Annotated in this window: 14 protein-coding genes and 1 pseudogene; 6 read left to right on the forward strand and 9 right to left on the reverse strand. The window is 68.1% G+C overall.

Features of this window, described 5'->3' with window-relative positions; translation table 11 throughout:
• The first annotated feature begins 434 nt into the window (after positions 1-434).
• Positions 435-1,520, forward strand: a complete 1,086-nt coding sequence (locus QIT00_RS36615; RefSeq protein WP_282539832.1) for a terpene synthase family protein — start codon at positions 435-437, stop codon at positions 1,518-1,520.
• Between the two features lie 1,193 nt (positions 1,521-2,713).
• Here QIT00_RS36615 and argF read toward each other — a convergent pair.
• Positions 2,714-3,691 carry an ornithine carbamoyltransferase gene (argF, locus tag QIT00_RS36620; protein ID WP_282539833.1) on the reverse strand — a complete coding sequence of 326 codons (978 nt, stop codon included), beginning with the start codon at positions 3,689-3,691 and terminating at the stop codon, positions 2,714-2,716.
• Between the two features lie 323 nt (positions 3,692-4,014).
• On the reverse strand, positions 4,015-5,418 hold the full coding sequence (gene ltrA, locus QIT00_RS36625) for a group II intron reverse transcriptase/maturase (RefSeq protein ID WP_282539834.1): 1,404 nt from the start codon (positions 5,416-5,418) through the stop codon (positions 4,015-4,017).
• A 1,633-nt stretch (positions 5,419-7,051) separates the two neighbouring features.
• On the opposite strand from ltrA, the gene QIT00_RS36635 reads away from it, so the two are divergent.
• Positions 7,052-7,942, forward strand: coding sequence for a hypothetical protein (locus QIT00_RS36635; RefSeq protein WP_282539835.1), 891 nt, complete (start codon positions 7,052-7,054; stop codon positions 7,940-7,942).
• 47 nt (positions 7,943-7,989) lie between these two features.
• Positions 7,990-8,640, forward strand: a complete 651-nt coding sequence (locus tag QIT00_RS36640) for an O-methyltransferase (protein WP_282539851.1) — start codon at positions 7,990-7,992, stop codon at positions 8,638-8,640.
• 330 nt (positions 8,641-8,970) lie between these two features.
• Here QIT00_RS36640 and QIT00_RS36645 read toward each other — a convergent pair whose 3' ends face one another.
• Entirely contained in the window at positions 8,971-9,294 is a 324-nt protein-coding gene (locus QIT00_RS36645) for an ArsR/SmtB family transcription factor (RefSeq protein WP_282539836.1), read from the reverse strand.
• A 117-nt stretch (positions 9,295-9,411) separates the two neighbouring features.
• On the opposite strand from QIT00_RS36645, the gene QIT00_RS36650 reads away from it, so the two are divergent.
• The 3 genes and pseudogenes from QIT00_RS36650 to QIT00_RS36660 form a co-directional block, all read left to right on the forward strand.
• The gene (locus tag QIT00_RS36650; protein ID WP_282539837.1) at positions 9,412-10,140 is read left to right on the forward strand and encodes an SDR family oxidoreductase; all 729 of its coding nucleotides are present in this window, start codon (positions 9,412-9,414) and stop codon (positions 10,138-10,140) included.
• Between the two features lie 521 nt (positions 10,141-10,661).
• Positions 10,662-11,423, forward strand: a complete 762-nt coding sequence (locus QIT00_RS36655) for an isocitrate lyase/PEP mutase family protein (RefSeq protein ID WP_282539852.1) — start codon at positions 10,662-10,664, stop codon at positions 11,421-11,423.
• Positions 11,424-11,897: 474 nt separating this feature from the next.
• Positions 11,898-12,058 (forward strand): annotated as a pseudogene (locus QIT00_RS36660) (PTS glucose transporter subunit IIA); the annotation flags it as partial.
• A gap of 363 nt (positions 12,059-12,421) precedes the next feature.
• Here QIT00_RS36660 and QIT00_RS36665 read toward each other — a convergent pair.
• The 6 genes from QIT00_RS36665 to QIT00_RS36690 all read right to left on the reverse strand — a co-directional run bounded on the left by QIT00_RS36665 (position 12,422) and on the right by QIT00_RS36690 (position 16,082).
• Positions 12,422-13,267 (reverse strand): RCC1 domain-containing protein, encoded by an 846-nt coding sequence (locus QIT00_RS36665; protein WP_282539838.1) that lies wholly within the window; start codon positions 13,265-13,267, stop codon positions 12,422-12,424.
• Positions 13,260-13,610, reverse strand: coding sequence for a hypothetical protein (locus tag QIT00_RS36670; protein ID WP_282539839.1), 351 nt, complete (start codon positions 13,608-13,610; stop codon positions 13,260-13,262). Before QIT00_RS36670 ends, QIT00_RS36665 begins: the two co-directional genes overlap by 8 nt.
• Positions 13,607-14,350 carry a hypothetical protein gene (locus QIT00_RS36675; protein WP_282539840.1) on the reverse strand — a complete coding sequence of 248 codons (744 nt, stop codon included), beginning with the start codon at positions 14,348-14,350 and terminating at the stop codon, positions 13,607-13,609. The genes QIT00_RS36670 and QIT00_RS36675 overlap by 4 nt, the downstream gene beginning before the upstream one ends.
• A 270-nt stretch (positions 14,351-14,620) precedes the next feature.
• Positions 14,621-15,433 (reverse strand): hypothetical protein, encoded by an 813-nt coding sequence (locus QIT00_RS36680; protein ID WP_282539841.1) that lies wholly within the window; start codon positions 15,431-15,433, stop codon positions 14,621-14,623.
• Positions 15,430-15,591 carry a hypothetical protein gene (locus QIT00_RS36685; RefSeq protein WP_282539842.1) on the reverse strand — a complete coding sequence of 54 codons (162 nt, stop codon included), beginning with the start codon at positions 15,589-15,591 and terminating at the stop codon, positions 15,430-15,432. Before QIT00_RS36685 ends, QIT00_RS36680 begins: the two co-directional genes overlap by 4 nt.
• Entirely contained in the window at positions 15,588-16,082 is a 495-nt protein-coding gene (locus QIT00_RS36690) for a hypothetical protein (RefSeq protein ID WP_282539843.1), read from the reverse strand. Before QIT00_RS36690 ends, QIT00_RS36685 begins: the two co-directional genes overlap by 4 nt.
• Positions 16,083-16,124: the final 42 nt, after the last annotated feature.

The following is a 16,124-nucleotide window of genomic DNA, read 5'->3' on the forward strand; positions in this document are numbered from 1 at the left end:
TACTGCCGGTGCGAACCAGCGATACCGGAATTCGTGGTGGATCGCCCTCCAGTTGCGACGCTCACCAAGGTCCTGTTCCGCCCGGACTGCTTTGGTCGTGAACACACGGGTACCACGTCGAAACACCAAGTCAGCCATGTGGCAACCTTCCTGACGACCCATTCACGGAGAGGTGCACATACAGTCCTTCACGTCGGCACGCCGAGGGGATGTCAGCTGTGGCCGGGCCCTCGAACGCCCCGGACGGATGCATCTCCGATGTGGCTGAGTCAGGGCAAGCACACGAGGGTAGAGCCTTTACGCCTTGACTCCCGTGCTGGACTTGGGACGGACGCAGAGCCTCTCGAAAGTGAAGCGGGAGTGGGCCCTGCGGAGTCTGCGCCAGCCCTCATCACGATGCGGGTGTTCCAGCGACCAGAAGGTGAGGCGGTTTCATGCCCGAGCGTCGGTTCACCATTCCTTTCGAGCGGCGCGTCAGTCCTGATCTGGATTCTGCTCGCACACAGCACAGCCGGTGGGTCCGGCAGATCGGACTGCTGCGCACCGGGCAGGCGCGTGCCCTGCATGAGTCGTGGGACGTCGCGCGGATGGTCGGCGGCTTCCTGCCGGACGCGCGCGGTGAACGGCTGGATGTGTGTGTCGACTGGAACTGTGCGGCGTTGGTGATGGACGACCAGTTCGATGCTGGTCCGCTGGGTTGGGACGCTCCCGCATCCGTCTGCGCGCTGCAGGGCCTGGCGGAGGCGTTCTACCTGCCCGATGCACCGTGTGGGGCTCCGGGCCTGCATCCACTGGTGCGGGCTTTCGCTGATGTCATGCGCAGGCTGCGGGCGCTGATGTCGCCGGCATGGTGCGCACGTTTCGCACAGCACAATCTTCAAGGGCTGGCGGGGTTCCTGGACGAGGTGACCGACCGGACCGGTCCTGCGCAGGACATGGGCTGGGAGGACTTCCTGGAAGTGCGCCGGGCCAGCGGCTACATGTTCATCGAGATCGACTTCATCGAGGTCGCCCAGGGCTACGAAGTGCCCGCCGTCCTCTATGGCTGCAAGCCAATGAGGACCATGCGTCAGTGCGTGCTGGATCTGGGCGTCATCCACAATGACGTGTATGCGCTGGGGAAGGAACGGGGCCGTGGCGAGACGTTGAAGTTCACCGAGGTGCTCAAGCAGCATCACGGCTGCGGCGAAGAGCAGGCCATCGGCCACAGCCAGCGGCTCAACGACGAAGCCGTGCACACGTTCCTGGCCGCCAAGGAGGATCTCATGGCACTCCTGGTACGGCTTGAGCTCCCCGAGGCCGACCGGAAGGGGACCGCGCGCTTCGTATCCGGTATGGAGCACGTGATCAGCGGCGTCCACGACCTGCACCTCGAAAGCGCCCGCTACACCGACGACGGCCGATTCCCTCTCGATGGGGCCGGATACGTCGACGATCAGCACCTCGCCGCCGCCTACCACCGCGGGCAGCGCAGTCGTACGACGTCTGGTGTGGGCCGTGCGAGGGGTCATGGTCTCTGAACTCTGCTCATAGCGCAGGCTCGTGGCCACGCGCCCCGGCGGTGGTTTCGGCCTTCAGGGTCCAGGTACCGAACGTAACGCTCCTGACGGCGTGTCGGGACTCGGGAACTCGGCGCGGTCATGAGGGCTTCCGGCCTTCGGCTGTCAGCTCGGACGAGAGGTACGAACAGCGGCTGCGGGCTTCGACTCACCGGACTGGTTGCCTTGGCCATAGATGATCTGGCGTCGTTATGCCCCTCGGTACCCGACCTCGCATCCTTACCGTCGCAGCCGTGACCGTTGTGGCGAGCCCGCTGCTCTTGTGGGGCGGTGCAGCGGGCGATGCAGGCCGAGCGGCTGGCCCATTCTGCGCAGGAACCGGCTCACCTGGTGACCGACGGCGCTGACTTGGGATTGCGCTTCCCCGTCACACGAGGGGCACTGGCCGTCGACCTCAGCTCCGGCCATGCCGTGACGGACGGGGGAATGGTCTTCACGAAGGAAACCGGCGGGCAAGAGCTTCTCTTCGACACCATGGCCCTCGACATCGTCACTGGGAGGGCAGCGGCAAGTCGGGCGGCGACCGACAGGGTGTGGCTGAGCCCGGCGCAGACGCTGAGGAACTCCTCACGTTCGACGTGGACCTCACGGGGTAGGGGGGCGATGTGGCCAGAGGCGAGGCGGAGGGCGAGGCATCCAGCGACCTCGGCTTGGATGGGGAGCGTGTAATGCGGGACTTCTTCGGCACGGTTCCCTTGCCGACGGACAGTCCCGCGTTCGAGCTCACCGGCGAAGCCGATATCGCATCTGCCCTCGGATTTTGATGACACGTGGCGAATTTCTGGGCCCTGGCCACCGGGCGGCTCCCCCACCCCAATCCCAACAGTTTCAGAAGCTGTTTTTGAACCTCGAAGCAGCAGGTCAGGCAACGTCAGCTCGAAAACGTGAGATTGGGAGATTGGGAAGCGTTCGCGGAAGGTTCACAGTGACCGTTCCCCGAACGAACCCTCGAGGTGCCTGAGACGTGAGGTCTCGGGAGTGAAAGTCACCACCGTGATTGGAGAACCGCCAAAGCCGGGCGAAGTGCCGTACTACCTTGGTCAATCTCAAGTTGGTGGCCACCAACTTGGCCCATGGACCGCCTGATACGAGGCTACCCAGCCTGCCCGGTCCGGGTTCAGACAGCTTCCGAGACCGAACGAGCTCTCGGCCGGTCAGACCGTCCGGTGACGTGCTGTGGTGATCAGGGTGTGGAGTACGGCCTGAGCGGTGGGGAGTCGGTTTGCGGCCTGCCGCCAGGCCAGGCAGCGGGGACCGTCGAGCACGTCGGAGGTGATCTCCTGCCCGCGCTTGGCGGGCAGGCAGTGCAGGGCGACCACGTCCGTGGGGGCGTGGGCCAGGAGTTGGTCATCGACCCGGTACCGGGACAAGTGCGGGGTGCGCACGTGGGCCTCGTGGAGTTGGTCCATGGCCACCCACACTTCGGCGTAGACGGCCTGTGCGGTGCGGACCGCTTCTTCGGGCTCGGTGGTCAGGGAGAGGGATCCGCCCGTCTGTGCCATCGTCTCGCGGGCTTCGTTCAGAAGGGCCGCATCCGTCTCGTAGCCCGGCGGGCTGGCGATGACCAGGTGCATGCCCGTGGCAGCGCAGGCGGAGAGGAAGGAGTTGCAGGTGTTGCTGCGGCCGTCGCCGATGAACGCAGCCCTCATGCCCGCCAGGGCCCCGAAGTGCTCCCGCAGGGTCAGAAGGTCGGCCAGGGACTGGAGCGGGTGGTGGGTGTTGGACAGCGCGTTGATGACCGGAACTGCGGAGTCTTCGGCCGTCTGCTCCACCAGGGTGTGCTCGAAGGTGCGCACCGTGAGGGCGTCCAGGTAGGAGGAGAGGACGCGCGCGGTGTCTCCGACGGTCTCGCCGTGCCCGAGTTGCAGGTCATCATGGTTCAGCACGATGGCGGTCATGCCCAGGCGGTGGGCGGCTGTGGCCAGGGAGACACGCGTACGCGTGGACGGCTTTTCGAAGATGCAGCCGATGGCCGCTCCCCGCAAGCTGTCGGCCCAGCCCAGCGGCTCCCGCCTCATGCTCTCGGCCAGGTCGAGCAATTCCGGCACGATCCCCGGGTCCAGGTCGCTGACACGCAGCAAGTGGTCTGGGATCTTGTCCTCCGGAACCGGCGGCACCGAACTCGGCTGCATCGCACATCTCCATATCCGAGGCCGTAGGGAAGGCTCTGAATGCTGACGAGAGCACAGGCGTCCTCAACCAGCTCGCCAAGGTCCTTCGGCGCTCGTGCCCACGCCGATGATCATTCCTGCCGAGCCCCGCATGCCCCAGCCGTAGGTGCTTCCGTTCCCTCGGACGAGGTACATGACGGGCGCAAGCGCCGTCGTTCGCGGCTGGGTTGGGTCGGGCCGGGGCGCGGTACTGGCCTTGCGACCAGCCCGTTTCCCCGACCCGCCCGCCGCACCCGCCGTGCGTGTCTCCACGCAACGGGCGCTCCACGTGTCTTGGCCGGTGGTCAGTCGCCGGTACTGGCGACTGCCCGTCGTGGTGTCCACGGGGTCGGGATGTTGCTGCCGCGGTAGCGGTAGCGGATCACTTTGACGCTGGATGCGCCGGTGAACTCGACTCCGTCGCAGATGAGCTTCCAACTGCCCGGTCGGCAGAACCGACGGCGCAGTTCCCTCCAGCTGAGCCGGGAGTGCTTGTGGAAGATCCAGCGGACGATGCGATGCCACGCGTGGTCATCGACCGTGCTGAATACCGCCTTCGACACCCCGTGCCGGAAGTAGTTCGCCCACCCGCGCAGGGTGCGGTTGAGGCTGGCCAGCAGCTCGTCCACGTCCCTGTGCAGGTCTGATCTGCGTGTTCTGTCTTTCACCTTGTCCTTGATCGACTGGATCGCCTTCTTGGACGGCTTGGTGTAGACGTAGTGCTTCTGCGTTCCTCGTTTCCGCTGCCTGCGGATGTGGAAGCCGAGGAAGTCGAAGCCCTCATCGATGTGGACTACCTGGGTCTTCTCCGGTGCCAGCCGCAGCCCCATCGGGGCTAGCACGCCGGCCACCTCCTCGCGCAGGTCCTCGGCATGGCGGCGTTCCCCGGAGACCATCAGTACGAAGTCGTCCGCGAAACGAATCAGCCGCCAGTTGCCCAGTCCGCGCTTCCTGCGCGCGACCCGCCGCTTGTAGCTGCCCATCTCCTGCTGCCACTGCCGGGCGAAGTGCTCGTCCAGCGCGGACAGCGTGATGTTGGCCAGCAGCGGGGAGAGAATCCCGCCTTGCGGGGTGCCCGTCAGCGTCTCCTCCCGGTCCCCGGGGGTCGTCATGACCCCGGATTTCAGGAACGCCTTCACCAGCGTGCAGACGCGCTTGTCCTTGATCCTCGCCCGCAGGCGGCCCATCAGGGCCGTGTGATCGATCTCGTCGAAGCACGCCTTGATGTCCGCCTCCAGGACCCAGTGGAACTTGTTGGCCCCAGAAGACAGGTGGTGGATCTCGGCAATCGCATCGTGTGCCCGCCGGTTGGGACGGAACCCGTACGAGCACGGCAGAAAGTCCGCCTCGAAGATGGGTTCGAGCACTGCTTTGAGGCTGGCCTGGACCACCCGGTCGGCGACCGTGGGAATCCCCAGCGCGCGGAGCTTGCCGCTCGCCTTCGGGATCATCACCCGTCGCACTTCGACCGGCTCGAACGCGCCCGACTTCAGCGCGTCCCTGATGTGCTCCAAGAACGCCTCGACCCCGGTCCAGGTCTCGATCAGGGCCACCGTGGCCCGGTCGATCCCTGGGGTCCTCGCCCCGGTGTTGGTGGCCACGCGTTCCCACGCGTGCACCAGAAACGCCGGGTCGTAGACGAGGTTGAACAGGTCACCGAACCGCCGGGAGTCATCTTCTCCCGCCCATCGGTGCAACTTGATCTGCATCTCCCGTACCGCGAAATGAGCCGAGTCAGGACCCGGCCACCTCACGGCGCCGGTATTCACCGGCGCTACTTCGGGCATTGCACTCCTCTCCTTGCTTGGCACGCTGCCGTCCTTCCCCCTGCTCCGGGCTCTCCCCGGCTCCGAGTACTACGACGGCTCCGCCCCGCTCGCGCCCATCGGCAGGCATCGCGCCTATCCCCGCTGACCGGCCTGGCTGTCCGGGTCGCGGGGAGCGGATACGAGCGGTTCCCACGTTCACTGCTGTTCGGTTGACGGGTTAGGCACCCGGCTCTGCCCCTGCGGCCTCGCCACGACTACGCCGTAGACCTTCGTCGTGGCCTCCCGGCCCAAGCTGTCAATACCGGACCGGGAGTTCCCCGCCCTTCCGGGCGGTTACGCACCGCTGACCAGCCCATATCCACCGGATTGGAGCTGGCAAGAACTCAAGAGGCGTAATGACGCCGGTTCCTCGCGTATACCTTCCCGTCTCGCTCACCGGGCCCGACCCATCCGGCAGTGCTGGGCCGACCCGACTTTGTCGAGGCTGCTCTCGTCCTCCCCGGCGATCCCCGGTTCAGGCTGCCTCCAGCTTCACCTCGCCGCTACGACGGCGAAGCGACGGTGGTCTTCCACCTCCGTCCGAAACAACAGCGCCTCGTGGCGCACTGACACGGTTCTTACCGCAACCCGAACCTTGGGCGAAACGGCACCTCAACCTCACGGTCAAGCCGGTCAGCCGCCCCAAGGAGGCCGCCGGATTCCCCATCGCCCCGCGTCGCTGGGTCATCGTCGCTCATGCCCGCCGACTCACCCGCCAACCGGAGCCGTCGAAGCTCCGTCTGCCTTTCCACACCGACTCAAGCAGCCGACCGACAACTGGTTCCACTGCCAGGGGTCAGGAACAGCTTCTCACCGGATCCACCTGTGGAGCACGTCTCAGCACGCGCACCCCGCCGCCACCAAGCAGGCCACGTGACCCCTGCGAATGGCACCCTCTGCCCGCCGGCTCGCCCGCTACCGATGGAGTCCGGCGGGCCGTGGTCAGGGACGGCAGATCGCACCGCTTGCGGGCCTGTGGGAGCCCATGAGTGCGGTGAGGGTCAGGACGTCGCCGGTGAGTTCGGTGTCAGCGGTGGTGTAGTCGCGCTTTTCTATCCACGAAGACAAGTGCTCGCTGACCTCTGCGAGTTCGCACGTACGGTCACCACGCCATCCGAGGCAGGGCGCGCCACGAGCGCCCGGGGCCACTGCACTCGTGGCCGTGTAGCCGGGAATGCCGTGCCACGTGCGACGGCTTCGACCGGGGTGCTGAACTGCCAGGTCGGCGATAACGGCGTATGCGGACCTGGCGAGCCGCGATCGCGCGAGACCGGACGCCGACGCGCCACCCGGGTGGGCGAACGAGCGAGCGTCCGCAGCCTTGTCCCGCGAGAGTTGGTGCATGTGCATCGGCACCCCCCTGGGCTCGGGCGCCGCCTCAGGCGGTGACAGAGCGCGGCCCTCCCGTCAGAGCCCCGGCCACAGCTCGTCAGGAGATCTCGGATCGGGGCTCACGAGCCGAAGCAGCGGCGGACCTAGCCGCCGCGAAGTCCATTTGTGCCCCGTCCTTCACGCTCCCACCCGCCTGGCCACGGTGCCGCCGCTGTTCGTGCCCGCGCCCGGCGAGAGACCCGCACCCGCTGCTGCCGGCTGCGCCGGGCAGTGCGACCTCGGCGCCGATCTGCGGGTGCTGCACGACACCTTGACCGCAGGTCGGCCCGCGGCGATGCATGCCCCCGCCGACCCGGATGCCCGTGCCTCCTACCGCTGGAGAATCGGCCACCACGTATCCGTCGTCCTGTGGCAGCTGATGTCCGGCGAACTGATCCGAGCACTGGCCATGCAGGAAAGCGACGACAACGCGATCGAACTGACGGTCGGCTGGTACGACCTGTACTCCGTCGTCCTCCTGTACACCGGCAGCTGCTCGGCATCGCGCTACGGGGCCACCGTGCGCGCCGACATGGCCGCTTGGAACCCGGCGCTCAGCGGCGAATGGGCGGCTGACCACCGGCCGTTGCCAGGACTTGTGCACGAGATCTTGCAAAGTCGGCCGTCCGCATGCACGGCGCCGCTGCGCGCGGCGGTGCACGACAACCAGCACATCCACGCGGCCGTCGCGGCCCGCCTGGTCCCGGACGGCGTCTCGTTGCTTCAGGAGGCGGGCCGACAGCCCGGTGCTACGCCTGATCCTCTGGAGACGGCAGCGTTCGACGCGTACTTCGCGGTGCGACGCAGTCCCGTGTGCGATGTCGGGCTACGCGCGCAACTGGTGCGCCGACTCGTCCAGGTGGTGTGCGACCTGGTGGGACACGGTCTGCACGACGTGGACGAGCGCTGGCTCACCGAAGAAGGGCAGGACAGCCTCGTGGAGAAGTTCTCTTCTCTCCTGCTGGAGCTGCTCTGCCACCACATCGAACACCTCGCCGCCCAAGAGGTCGTGCCAGGGTGCGGACCGTTCCGCCAACGCAGGGAGTCAACGTGAGCCCGACTGACCAGCACACCCCGGCGGATCCGGTGAAGACCGTGGCGATGACAGCCGACGTGTACCGCTACGTGATGGCACAAGCCGAACCTGCCACGCCCGTGCAGCGCCGCCTGGCGCAACAGACCCGGGCCCTCGGCTCCGTGGCCGAGATGCAGGTCCCGCATGAGCAGGCAGTCTTCCTGACCTTGCTGACCCGGCTGACCGGGGCCCGTCGCATCGTGGAGGTGGGCACGTTCACCGGCTACTCCACGCTGGCCTTCGCGCTCGGCCTGCCGCCCGACGGCACCATTTTGACCTGCGACGTATCCCACGAGTGGACCAGAATCGCCCGCGCGGCCTGGCGGGAAGCCCACGTCGCGGACCGTATCCGCCTGGCCCTGGGCCCGGCCGCCGACACCCTGCGCGCCCTGCCACAGCGCCCGGAGATCGATCTGGTCTTCCTCGACGCGGACAAACCCGGCTACGAAACCTACTGGGACTTGCTGGTGCCCCGCCTCCGCCCCGGCGGGCTGATGCTCGCCGACAACGTGCTGTACGGGGGCGAAGCGGCCGCCCCGGAACCGAGCGGCAACGCTGCAGCCATCCGCCGGTTCAACGCACACGTACGCGCCGATCCGCGCGTGGAATCCGTCCTGCTCCCCATCGCCGACGGTCTGACACTTGCGCGCAAACTACAGCCGGCCGAAGGAGGCTGAGGTTCTTGCCTCCGCTCCGGCGGCGCGGGCCTATCAGGTGTAGACCTTGCTCCGGCTCCGCCTCTTCTCTTGCCTCTGTGGCGGCCACACAGTGAGTGCCAGCCGGTCGCTATGGCCCTATGGGTGCCCCGCGCCTAGCGTCAATGTGGCCACGGCTCGGACCCGGCGGGGCTTGGGACGGCTGACCGGCTGACCGTGAGGTTGAGGTGCCGTTTCACCCAGGTCCCCCGTCCCGCGCATCCCGGGCCTTCCTGGACATCGTCCTAGGTGGCCAGTGAGCGCGAGACCTGGCCAGGTGAGCTCCTCGGTCATCGAGCGTCGAAGGCAGCCTCAGGCCGTTGGGTCAAGTGTGGGCACCGTGGCGCCAAGGACGGCGGCCAGTAGTCCAGGGAAGCGTGCGTCGAGGTCTTCGAGGCGCAGCTCCACGGCCTTGTAGCGGCCGATCTTGTGTTCGCGCGTGACGCCGGCTTCGCGCAGCACGCGCCAGTGGAAGGTGGCAGTCGCCTTGGTGACGTCCATGGAAAGGCTGCCGCAGGTGCGCTCTCCTTCCGAGGCGGCGAGTTCGCGCACGATGCCGATTCGGACGGGGTGGCCGAGGGCGGCCAGGACATCTTCAACGAGCAGCTGGTCGCGATGAGGGTGGTACGTCGCCATATTTCGATTGTACGCCGAATCACATACGACCAGACTGTCCGGAACACCCAACCCACTGTACGTTGAATAGCGTACAGTCGTACAGAGATAACGAACGTTTGAAATCGGAGTTCCCTCGTGAGCACCATCCCCGCCCTCGCGCCAAGCGCCGCACCAGTCGCCATCGTCACCGCCGCCGGTTCCGGCATAGGCCGGGCAATGGCCACCGAGCTCGCTCAGGCGGGCTACAGCGTCTCCCTGCTCGACATCAACGGCACCATCGAGGGCGTCGCCCGCGAACTGGGCGGGATCGCCACGGTCGGCTCCCTCACCGACCCCGACGATCTGGCCCGCCTGGTAGATGCCACGCTCGAGCACTACGGCCGGATCGACGCCGTCATCAACGGCGCCGGCCACGCCAAGAACGACGGACTTCTCCGCGTCACCGACCAGGAATGGCACGACGGCCTGGACATGCTGCTGCTCAGCGTGGTGCGCATGGCCCGCCTGGTCACCCCGCACATGGAGGCCGCGGGCAAGGGCGCCTTCGTCAATCTCTCCTCCTACACGGCCTTTGAGCCCATGGGAATCATCCCGGTCAACTCCAGCCTGCGTGCGGCGCTGACCAGCTTCACCAAGCTGTACGCCGATCAGTACGCGGTCAAGGGCATCCGCATGAACAACCTCATGCCCGGCTACGTGGACAGCTGGCCCGAAGACCCCGAGTTCCTCGCCAAGATCCCTGCCGGCCGGTACGCCACCACCGAGGAGATCGGCAAGCTCGCCCGCTTCCTCGTCTCCGACGACGCCTCCTACATCAACGGCGAATCCATCCGCATCGACGGAGGCGCCGCCCGCTCCCTGTAGCCAGACCACACGAGAAGGAGTGTCTCCGGGTACCAGTTAGCCGCTGGGGGTGGCCATTTGTGGGGCTTGGAAGCCCAGCACGTCGACCAGGGCGACGGCCATGGACGACCCTCGCCCATCATTTCCGGGGGCCTCCGCACGCACAGCAGTCAGGGCTGCATCACCACTTGCGTTCCAATGAGTGGCTGTTCGGGATGGTAGCCAGCCACTCAAGCCTCTGTGCGTCTGACGAAATCTCGCGTGACGAGTCGTCAGCGTGGATGTGTGACGCCGAGCCACTGGTAGCGCATCGTGCCGTTGCTGGAGATCGTCTCGCCCGCGCCGCCCGCCACCGCAAAGCCCCCAGCTACCTCGCGCCCGACCTCCAACCATCTGACACCTACGTGGTGGTGATCTGGAACGAGCAGATCATCGACATCCTGACTGGCTTCGACCGGACCCTCGCCGAGATCGCCCGCCGCGCCCTCCCCGGCGCCGAGCACATGCCCAGATTGAGGCGATTCAGGAGTAGCGTCCGCGGTATGGACTCTCGCACCACCGTTGAGCGCGCTCAACGCCTCCAGCAGCTGCACGCCGAGTTCAAGCCGCTCGTACTGCCGACCGTCTGGGACGTCTGGTCCGCCCGGACGGCGGCCGGCGCCGGGTTCCCCGCGCTGACGATCGGCAGTCATCCGCTCGCCGACTCCCGGGGGGCCGACGACCACGAGGGGCAGACCTTCGAAGAGGTACTCGCCGCCGTCAGGGCGATCATCGCGGCGGTCGATGTTCCCGTGTCCGTGGACCTGGAGGCCGGGTACGGGCAGGAGCCCACGGATCTCATCGCCGGACTCACCGAGGCCGGCGGCGTCGGTCTCAACCTCGAGGACACCGTCCACTCGGACGGCGGCCGCGTGCGCAGCACGCAGGAGCACGCGAGGTACATCGCCGGCCTGCGCGCGGCGGCCGACGACGCAGGGATCCCGGTCTGGGTCAACGGGCGCACCGACGTCTTCCTGCACGCGGAAGACGCCTCCGGCGTCCTCGACGAGGCGATCGAGCGGCTGAGGGCCATGGAGCAGGCCGGCGCCGACTCCCTCTATCCGGTGCGTATCCAGGACGACGACGACCTGCTCGCGGCGGTGATCGACGCCGTCTCCATTCCCGTGAACTCCACGGCCCACCCCGTCAAGCACGACCTCGAGCGCTTTCGCCGCCTGGGCGTCGGGCGGATCACCTACGGCCCACTGCTGCAACTCGCCATGACCGACGCGATGAAGGACATGCTCCGCCCGTGGACGCCCTGAGGAGTTGACCGACGACGAACGCGCCGCCCGCGCTCGTCGCGCCTTACGGAGTGGTGTGCGACGGGTCGTCCTCGTGGATGTGTGACGCCGAGCCGTTGGTAACGCATTGTGTGCCGTTGCTGGAGATTGTCCTGCCCGGAGTCACTGGAGTACCCGCGACAAGGAGCGCCCCTCCGCGCCGGAAGGGCCGGGGCTGTGCTTATGGGCGCGGCTGCGATGCAGGACGACGGCCAGGCCGTCGAGGTCAAGCTCGGAACCTGGATCGACAACACCCGCCGACGCGCCGGGAAGTTGAGCGAGTGGCGCCACGCTGACCTCGACCAACTCGGCATGGGTGGTGACCCACCGTCAGGCCCACGGGCCCAAGTCTCCTGGGGTCGCTCGTACGGTACGGATGGCGCCTTTCCGTCAGAGTGATGCGCAACGTCACTTGAGTGACCAGGTTCTGTAATTGCGCTTCCTGAAGGGTTCTCCGTGAGCGTTGTGGCGTCACCGCTGGCTGGTCGGGTGATCGGACTCGCAGCCGTGTCCGAGCACGCGACCTCGCAGGGGCAGACGGATTGGGCACGGCAATCGACCCTGTGCGCGAGCCGCACGAGGCCGTCGCCTGCGTGGACGGCGTCGTTGTCTCGCTGAGGGTGGTCGCCGCAGCCAGGTGCTGGTCACACCAGGCGGTTGGCGGCTCGCTGCCCGCGGTGAGCTCGATGCCGAATCCGCCGAGCTAGCCGGGGCCTTGGGTGTAGACCAGGCGGCTTTGCGGGCTTCTTGGCGCATCGGCATGTTGAAGCTGGAGCCGGCCATGTACTTGGCTCGGCGGATGTACAGGAAAAGGGGCAGGTCATGCGCCCAGGGTTCTGACGTCGATCACGGGTGGGGGCGACGCGAAGGCTGGGCTCGCCCTGTACCGGGGAACAGCGCGGCCGCGGCCGCGCTGTTCCCCGGTGGGGCCACCTCGAGATCATGTTGCGCCACGCCTCGGACGCAGCGTCCGAGGGCTGTCAGGTTTTCGGGGCGTCTCCTCTGAGTGCCACGAAGTGGTAGGCGCCCGCGGCTAGTTCGCGTACTTCTGTGCCTCCCGTGACGTTGGTTGCCGAGGTCGTGTTGATCTGCCAGTCGATCGCCTTGCCGTCCTCCTTCACCGCGGCCAGCTTCTCGTTCGTGGCGGCGACGTCGACGATCTTCGACCGGGCTCCCGTCGGCACGCTCTGGTTCGCGATCGTCGCGCCCCAGGCATAGACGCGGCCTCCTGCGACGGCGGCGGAGTAGTCCTGGCCGGCCGCGATCGCCGTGACCTTCGCCGACTGGACGGCCGAGGGGATCCGAGTCTGCTTCTTCGTGTCGTCGCCCCAGGCCACGAGCTTGCCCTCGTCTGTGAGAACCAGCGCGTGGTGAGCGCCTGCCGCGATCGCCGTGACTCCCGAACGGGCCGCTTCCGGGACCTCTGTCTGGCCCTTGCGGCTGTCGCCCCACGCCAGTACCGAGCCGTTCTTGAGCGCGAGGGAGAAGTACTGGCCGGCCGCGATCGCGTCCACGTCGCTCTTCGCCGCGGCGGGCACTGCTGCCGCGTCATAGCGGTTGCTGCCGAACGACACGACCGTTTTGCCCTTGAGCGCGAGCGAGTGGAGGTAGCCACCCGCGACAGCGCTGACGCCGGAGGTGAGGGACGCGGGCACGTTCGTCTGGCCGTAGCGGTCGCTGCCCCAGGCGTGGACGGCGCCGTCCTTGACGGCGAGGGAGTGAAAGGCGCCCGCACTCGCCGGCTGGGGCAGTGCGGTGAGGAGGGCGCAGGCGGTGGCGAGGGTCAGGGCGCACAGCTGGCATGTGCGCGTGGTGTGGTCAGTCACGGTCGGCTCCCGCTGCGGGCGAGCCCGCGTCGTTGGGGGTCTCGGCGGTGGGGCGGTAGGAGCGGCAGCGGGCCTGCTCGGCACTGGTCATCGGGCCGGTGCGCTGGTAGACGCGGTCGCCCAGGCGTGGGGCCGGGTGGTCGAGGACAGTGTGCAGGCGCCACTCCTGGTGGGGGTCGTCCGGTGCCGGGTTCGAATGGAACCAGCCTTCGGTGCGCTGTCGGCCGCCCTGGGTCTCGAACCAGGAGGCCTCGCCCGACTTGATGACCTCGTTCACGGTGCGTTCGGTGGTCGGACTCCAGGCCGGGCTGCTGCCCGTTCCACTCGCGTACTGCGTGTTCATGGCCGTCGGGGTGGCGTCCTTGGAGGACGGCGGCAGTCCGGCGGCGTCCGGGAGGTCGCTGATCGTGCGGCCGGAGAAGTGCAGGGGCGGTTGCGGTCGAGCGTCGCGCGGGTGCAGTTGATGAACGACTCGCCGATCTGCCGCGCGGGCTCGTAGTAGGCGAAGGAGTACGTGTCCTCGGGGGTGAAGGCGCACTGGTTCTCGTTCTTCACACACTCGGTGACGGCCTCGCTCACCGGACGTTTGTCGTTGCCCTTGTACGCGACCGAGTCGGGGAGTTCGCTGCTGCGGACCTTCTTGTCGAGGGCGGGCGGGGTCTCGACGGCCCGGATGCCGGCGATCATGGCCCCGCACTGGTTGCCGGAGGTTTGGGTGGACGGCATGGTCGAGGCGAACGTGAGAAGCGGGTCGTACTCGTCGGCGGTGAAGGTGTAGCTACGGCCCGTACGCCATACGGCGGTGCCGAGGGTGCTGGTCTCCTTGTCCGGTTCCGGTTCGGTCAGTTCCTCGTGGGCGGGGCCGCCCGAGCCCTGCACGGTGTAGGTCTGGCCCTGTTCGACGTTGCGCGGCTTGCACTCCTTGGCGATGCCGGGGCTGTCGTCCCAGGTGACGGTGACGCGCGCGCCGGGTCGGACCCCGCGCAGACGCTGCTTGAACCCGAACGAGGCGGCGCCGGTTCCGCGCAGCATCACGCCGACCTTCTCGTCGGGGTGGCCGGACGCTCGGGTCCGTAGCGCCATACCCCGTCCGTGGTGCCGGCGCCGTCGGTCGAGCCGACCGACCAGCCGCTGACAGCGACCTTGCTCGCGTCCTTCCGGTGACCGCGGGCAGGCTTAAGTCACCGTTGATGAGAGGAACGGGCGCGGGAGCCTGGGCGAGGGCCGGCGAGGGGAGTTGGGCGGCCGCGCCCATCAGGAGGGTGAGGCCGACGGCCACGAGGGCCGGGCGGCGCAGGCGCCCGGGTCGCACGGCGAGCCGTTCGGTACGGGAGCCGGGCTGTGGAGTACGGGTCATGAGCGTCCCCCGTGCAGAACGGTGCGGCTCTTCAGGTGCGACCCCGCCGGGAGGCCGCCGCCGGGGAGCTCGACGAGGCCGGGGGCGTTCGCCGCGCGCAGGGATCGCTCGGGGCCCGGGGCGGGGGCAGGGCCCGGGGCAGGCGGGTCCTCGGGACCGTCGTCGCTCGGGCGCAGGCGCTTGCACGTGGTGCCCGGCACCGTGTGCGTGTTGGCCACGAACGAGGAGTGGTTGACGCTGGAGGGGCCGTCGACCACGACGCCGTGCGCGCCGGCCCCGCCGCTCGTCATGATGCTCCCGGCGACGCGCTGCATCGCCGCGCTGCCGCCGAAGGTGAGCGCGTCACCGGGATTGACGGTGAGCGTGTACGAGGTCGACTCCGTCTGCTGGGTGGTCCAGTTCTTCGCGTACGAGAGCTTGAAACCGCCCTGGAACGCGGTGCGCAGCGAGGCCGAACCGCCTACCGTGCCGCTGCCGTTGGCGCTGCCCTTGGCGCTCGCCTCGGGGCTCGGGCCCTTCGACTGGTCGGGCGTCTTGAAGGTGCCTGCGGCCTCGCCGTTGACCCCGGCCGTCACCGAGCCGTTGACGGCCAGCTGACCCTCCACGCTGAGCTGCCCGGTGATTTCGCCGCCGAGGTTGTCCGAACTGCTCACGCTGAGGGAGACCTCGCGGGTGACCTTGATGTCCTCGGCGGTGCAGTTGACGACGGCGTTGCCGAGGGACTTGACGGCGGTGAAGTACTCGGACGAGCTGTCGCGGTCGACCTTGAACCGGCAGTCGCCCGCGTGCTTCTTGCAGTACGCGCTCAACTCTTTTGCGGTGAAGGCTTCTTGCTGCTGTCGAAGGCGCGAGCTGCGGCGGGCTTGCCGGGGTTCGGCGCGGCGAGGGCTGCCGGGGACGTGAGGGTGATGAGGCCGGTGGCGGCCAGGAGGGTGAGGCGGCGGGCGGCGGTGCTGGTACGGGTCACGGGGCCATCAGCTCGCAGACGCGGGTCAGTTCCTTGGGGTCGGAGGAGACGAGGGCGGGCGGCAGGTCGGCCGCGAAGGCGTCGCAGGAGCCGGCCACGGCGTCGGCCGCGTTGTCCGAGGGCGCGGGCCGCATACCGTCCAGCTCCTCGCGGGCCTCGGCCATGCCCTCCTTGTGCTGGGCGCCGTCACCGGTGAGGGCGCCCATGCACTTCTTCGAGGTGGGCGGGCACTCGGTGGCCTGCTCCTTGGCTTCGGCCATGTCCTGCTTGGCCTGCGCCTGGTCCTTCTCGACCTGCTCCTGCCGGCCCTCGACTTCGTCGCGGTCCTTGCTTCCGGCGGGGCACTGCTCGGGCTTGTCGGCGGGACACTCCGAATCGGAGGGCGACGGCTCGGGGGCCTGGGCGGCTACGGAGGCCCCAACGGGACTCCCGGCGACAGCGGGCGCGGACACCGCCGCGCAAGCCAGACCCGTACCGGCGGCGAGGGCCACGGCGAGCGCCGCGAACCCTCGTGGAGTCGAGTGCGACCAGCC

This window comes from Streptomyces luteolus, assembly GCF_029968015.1.
Taxonomy (GTDB): Bacteria; Actinomycetota; Actinomycetes; order Streptomycetales; family Streptomycetaceae; genus Streptomyces; species Streptomyces luteolus.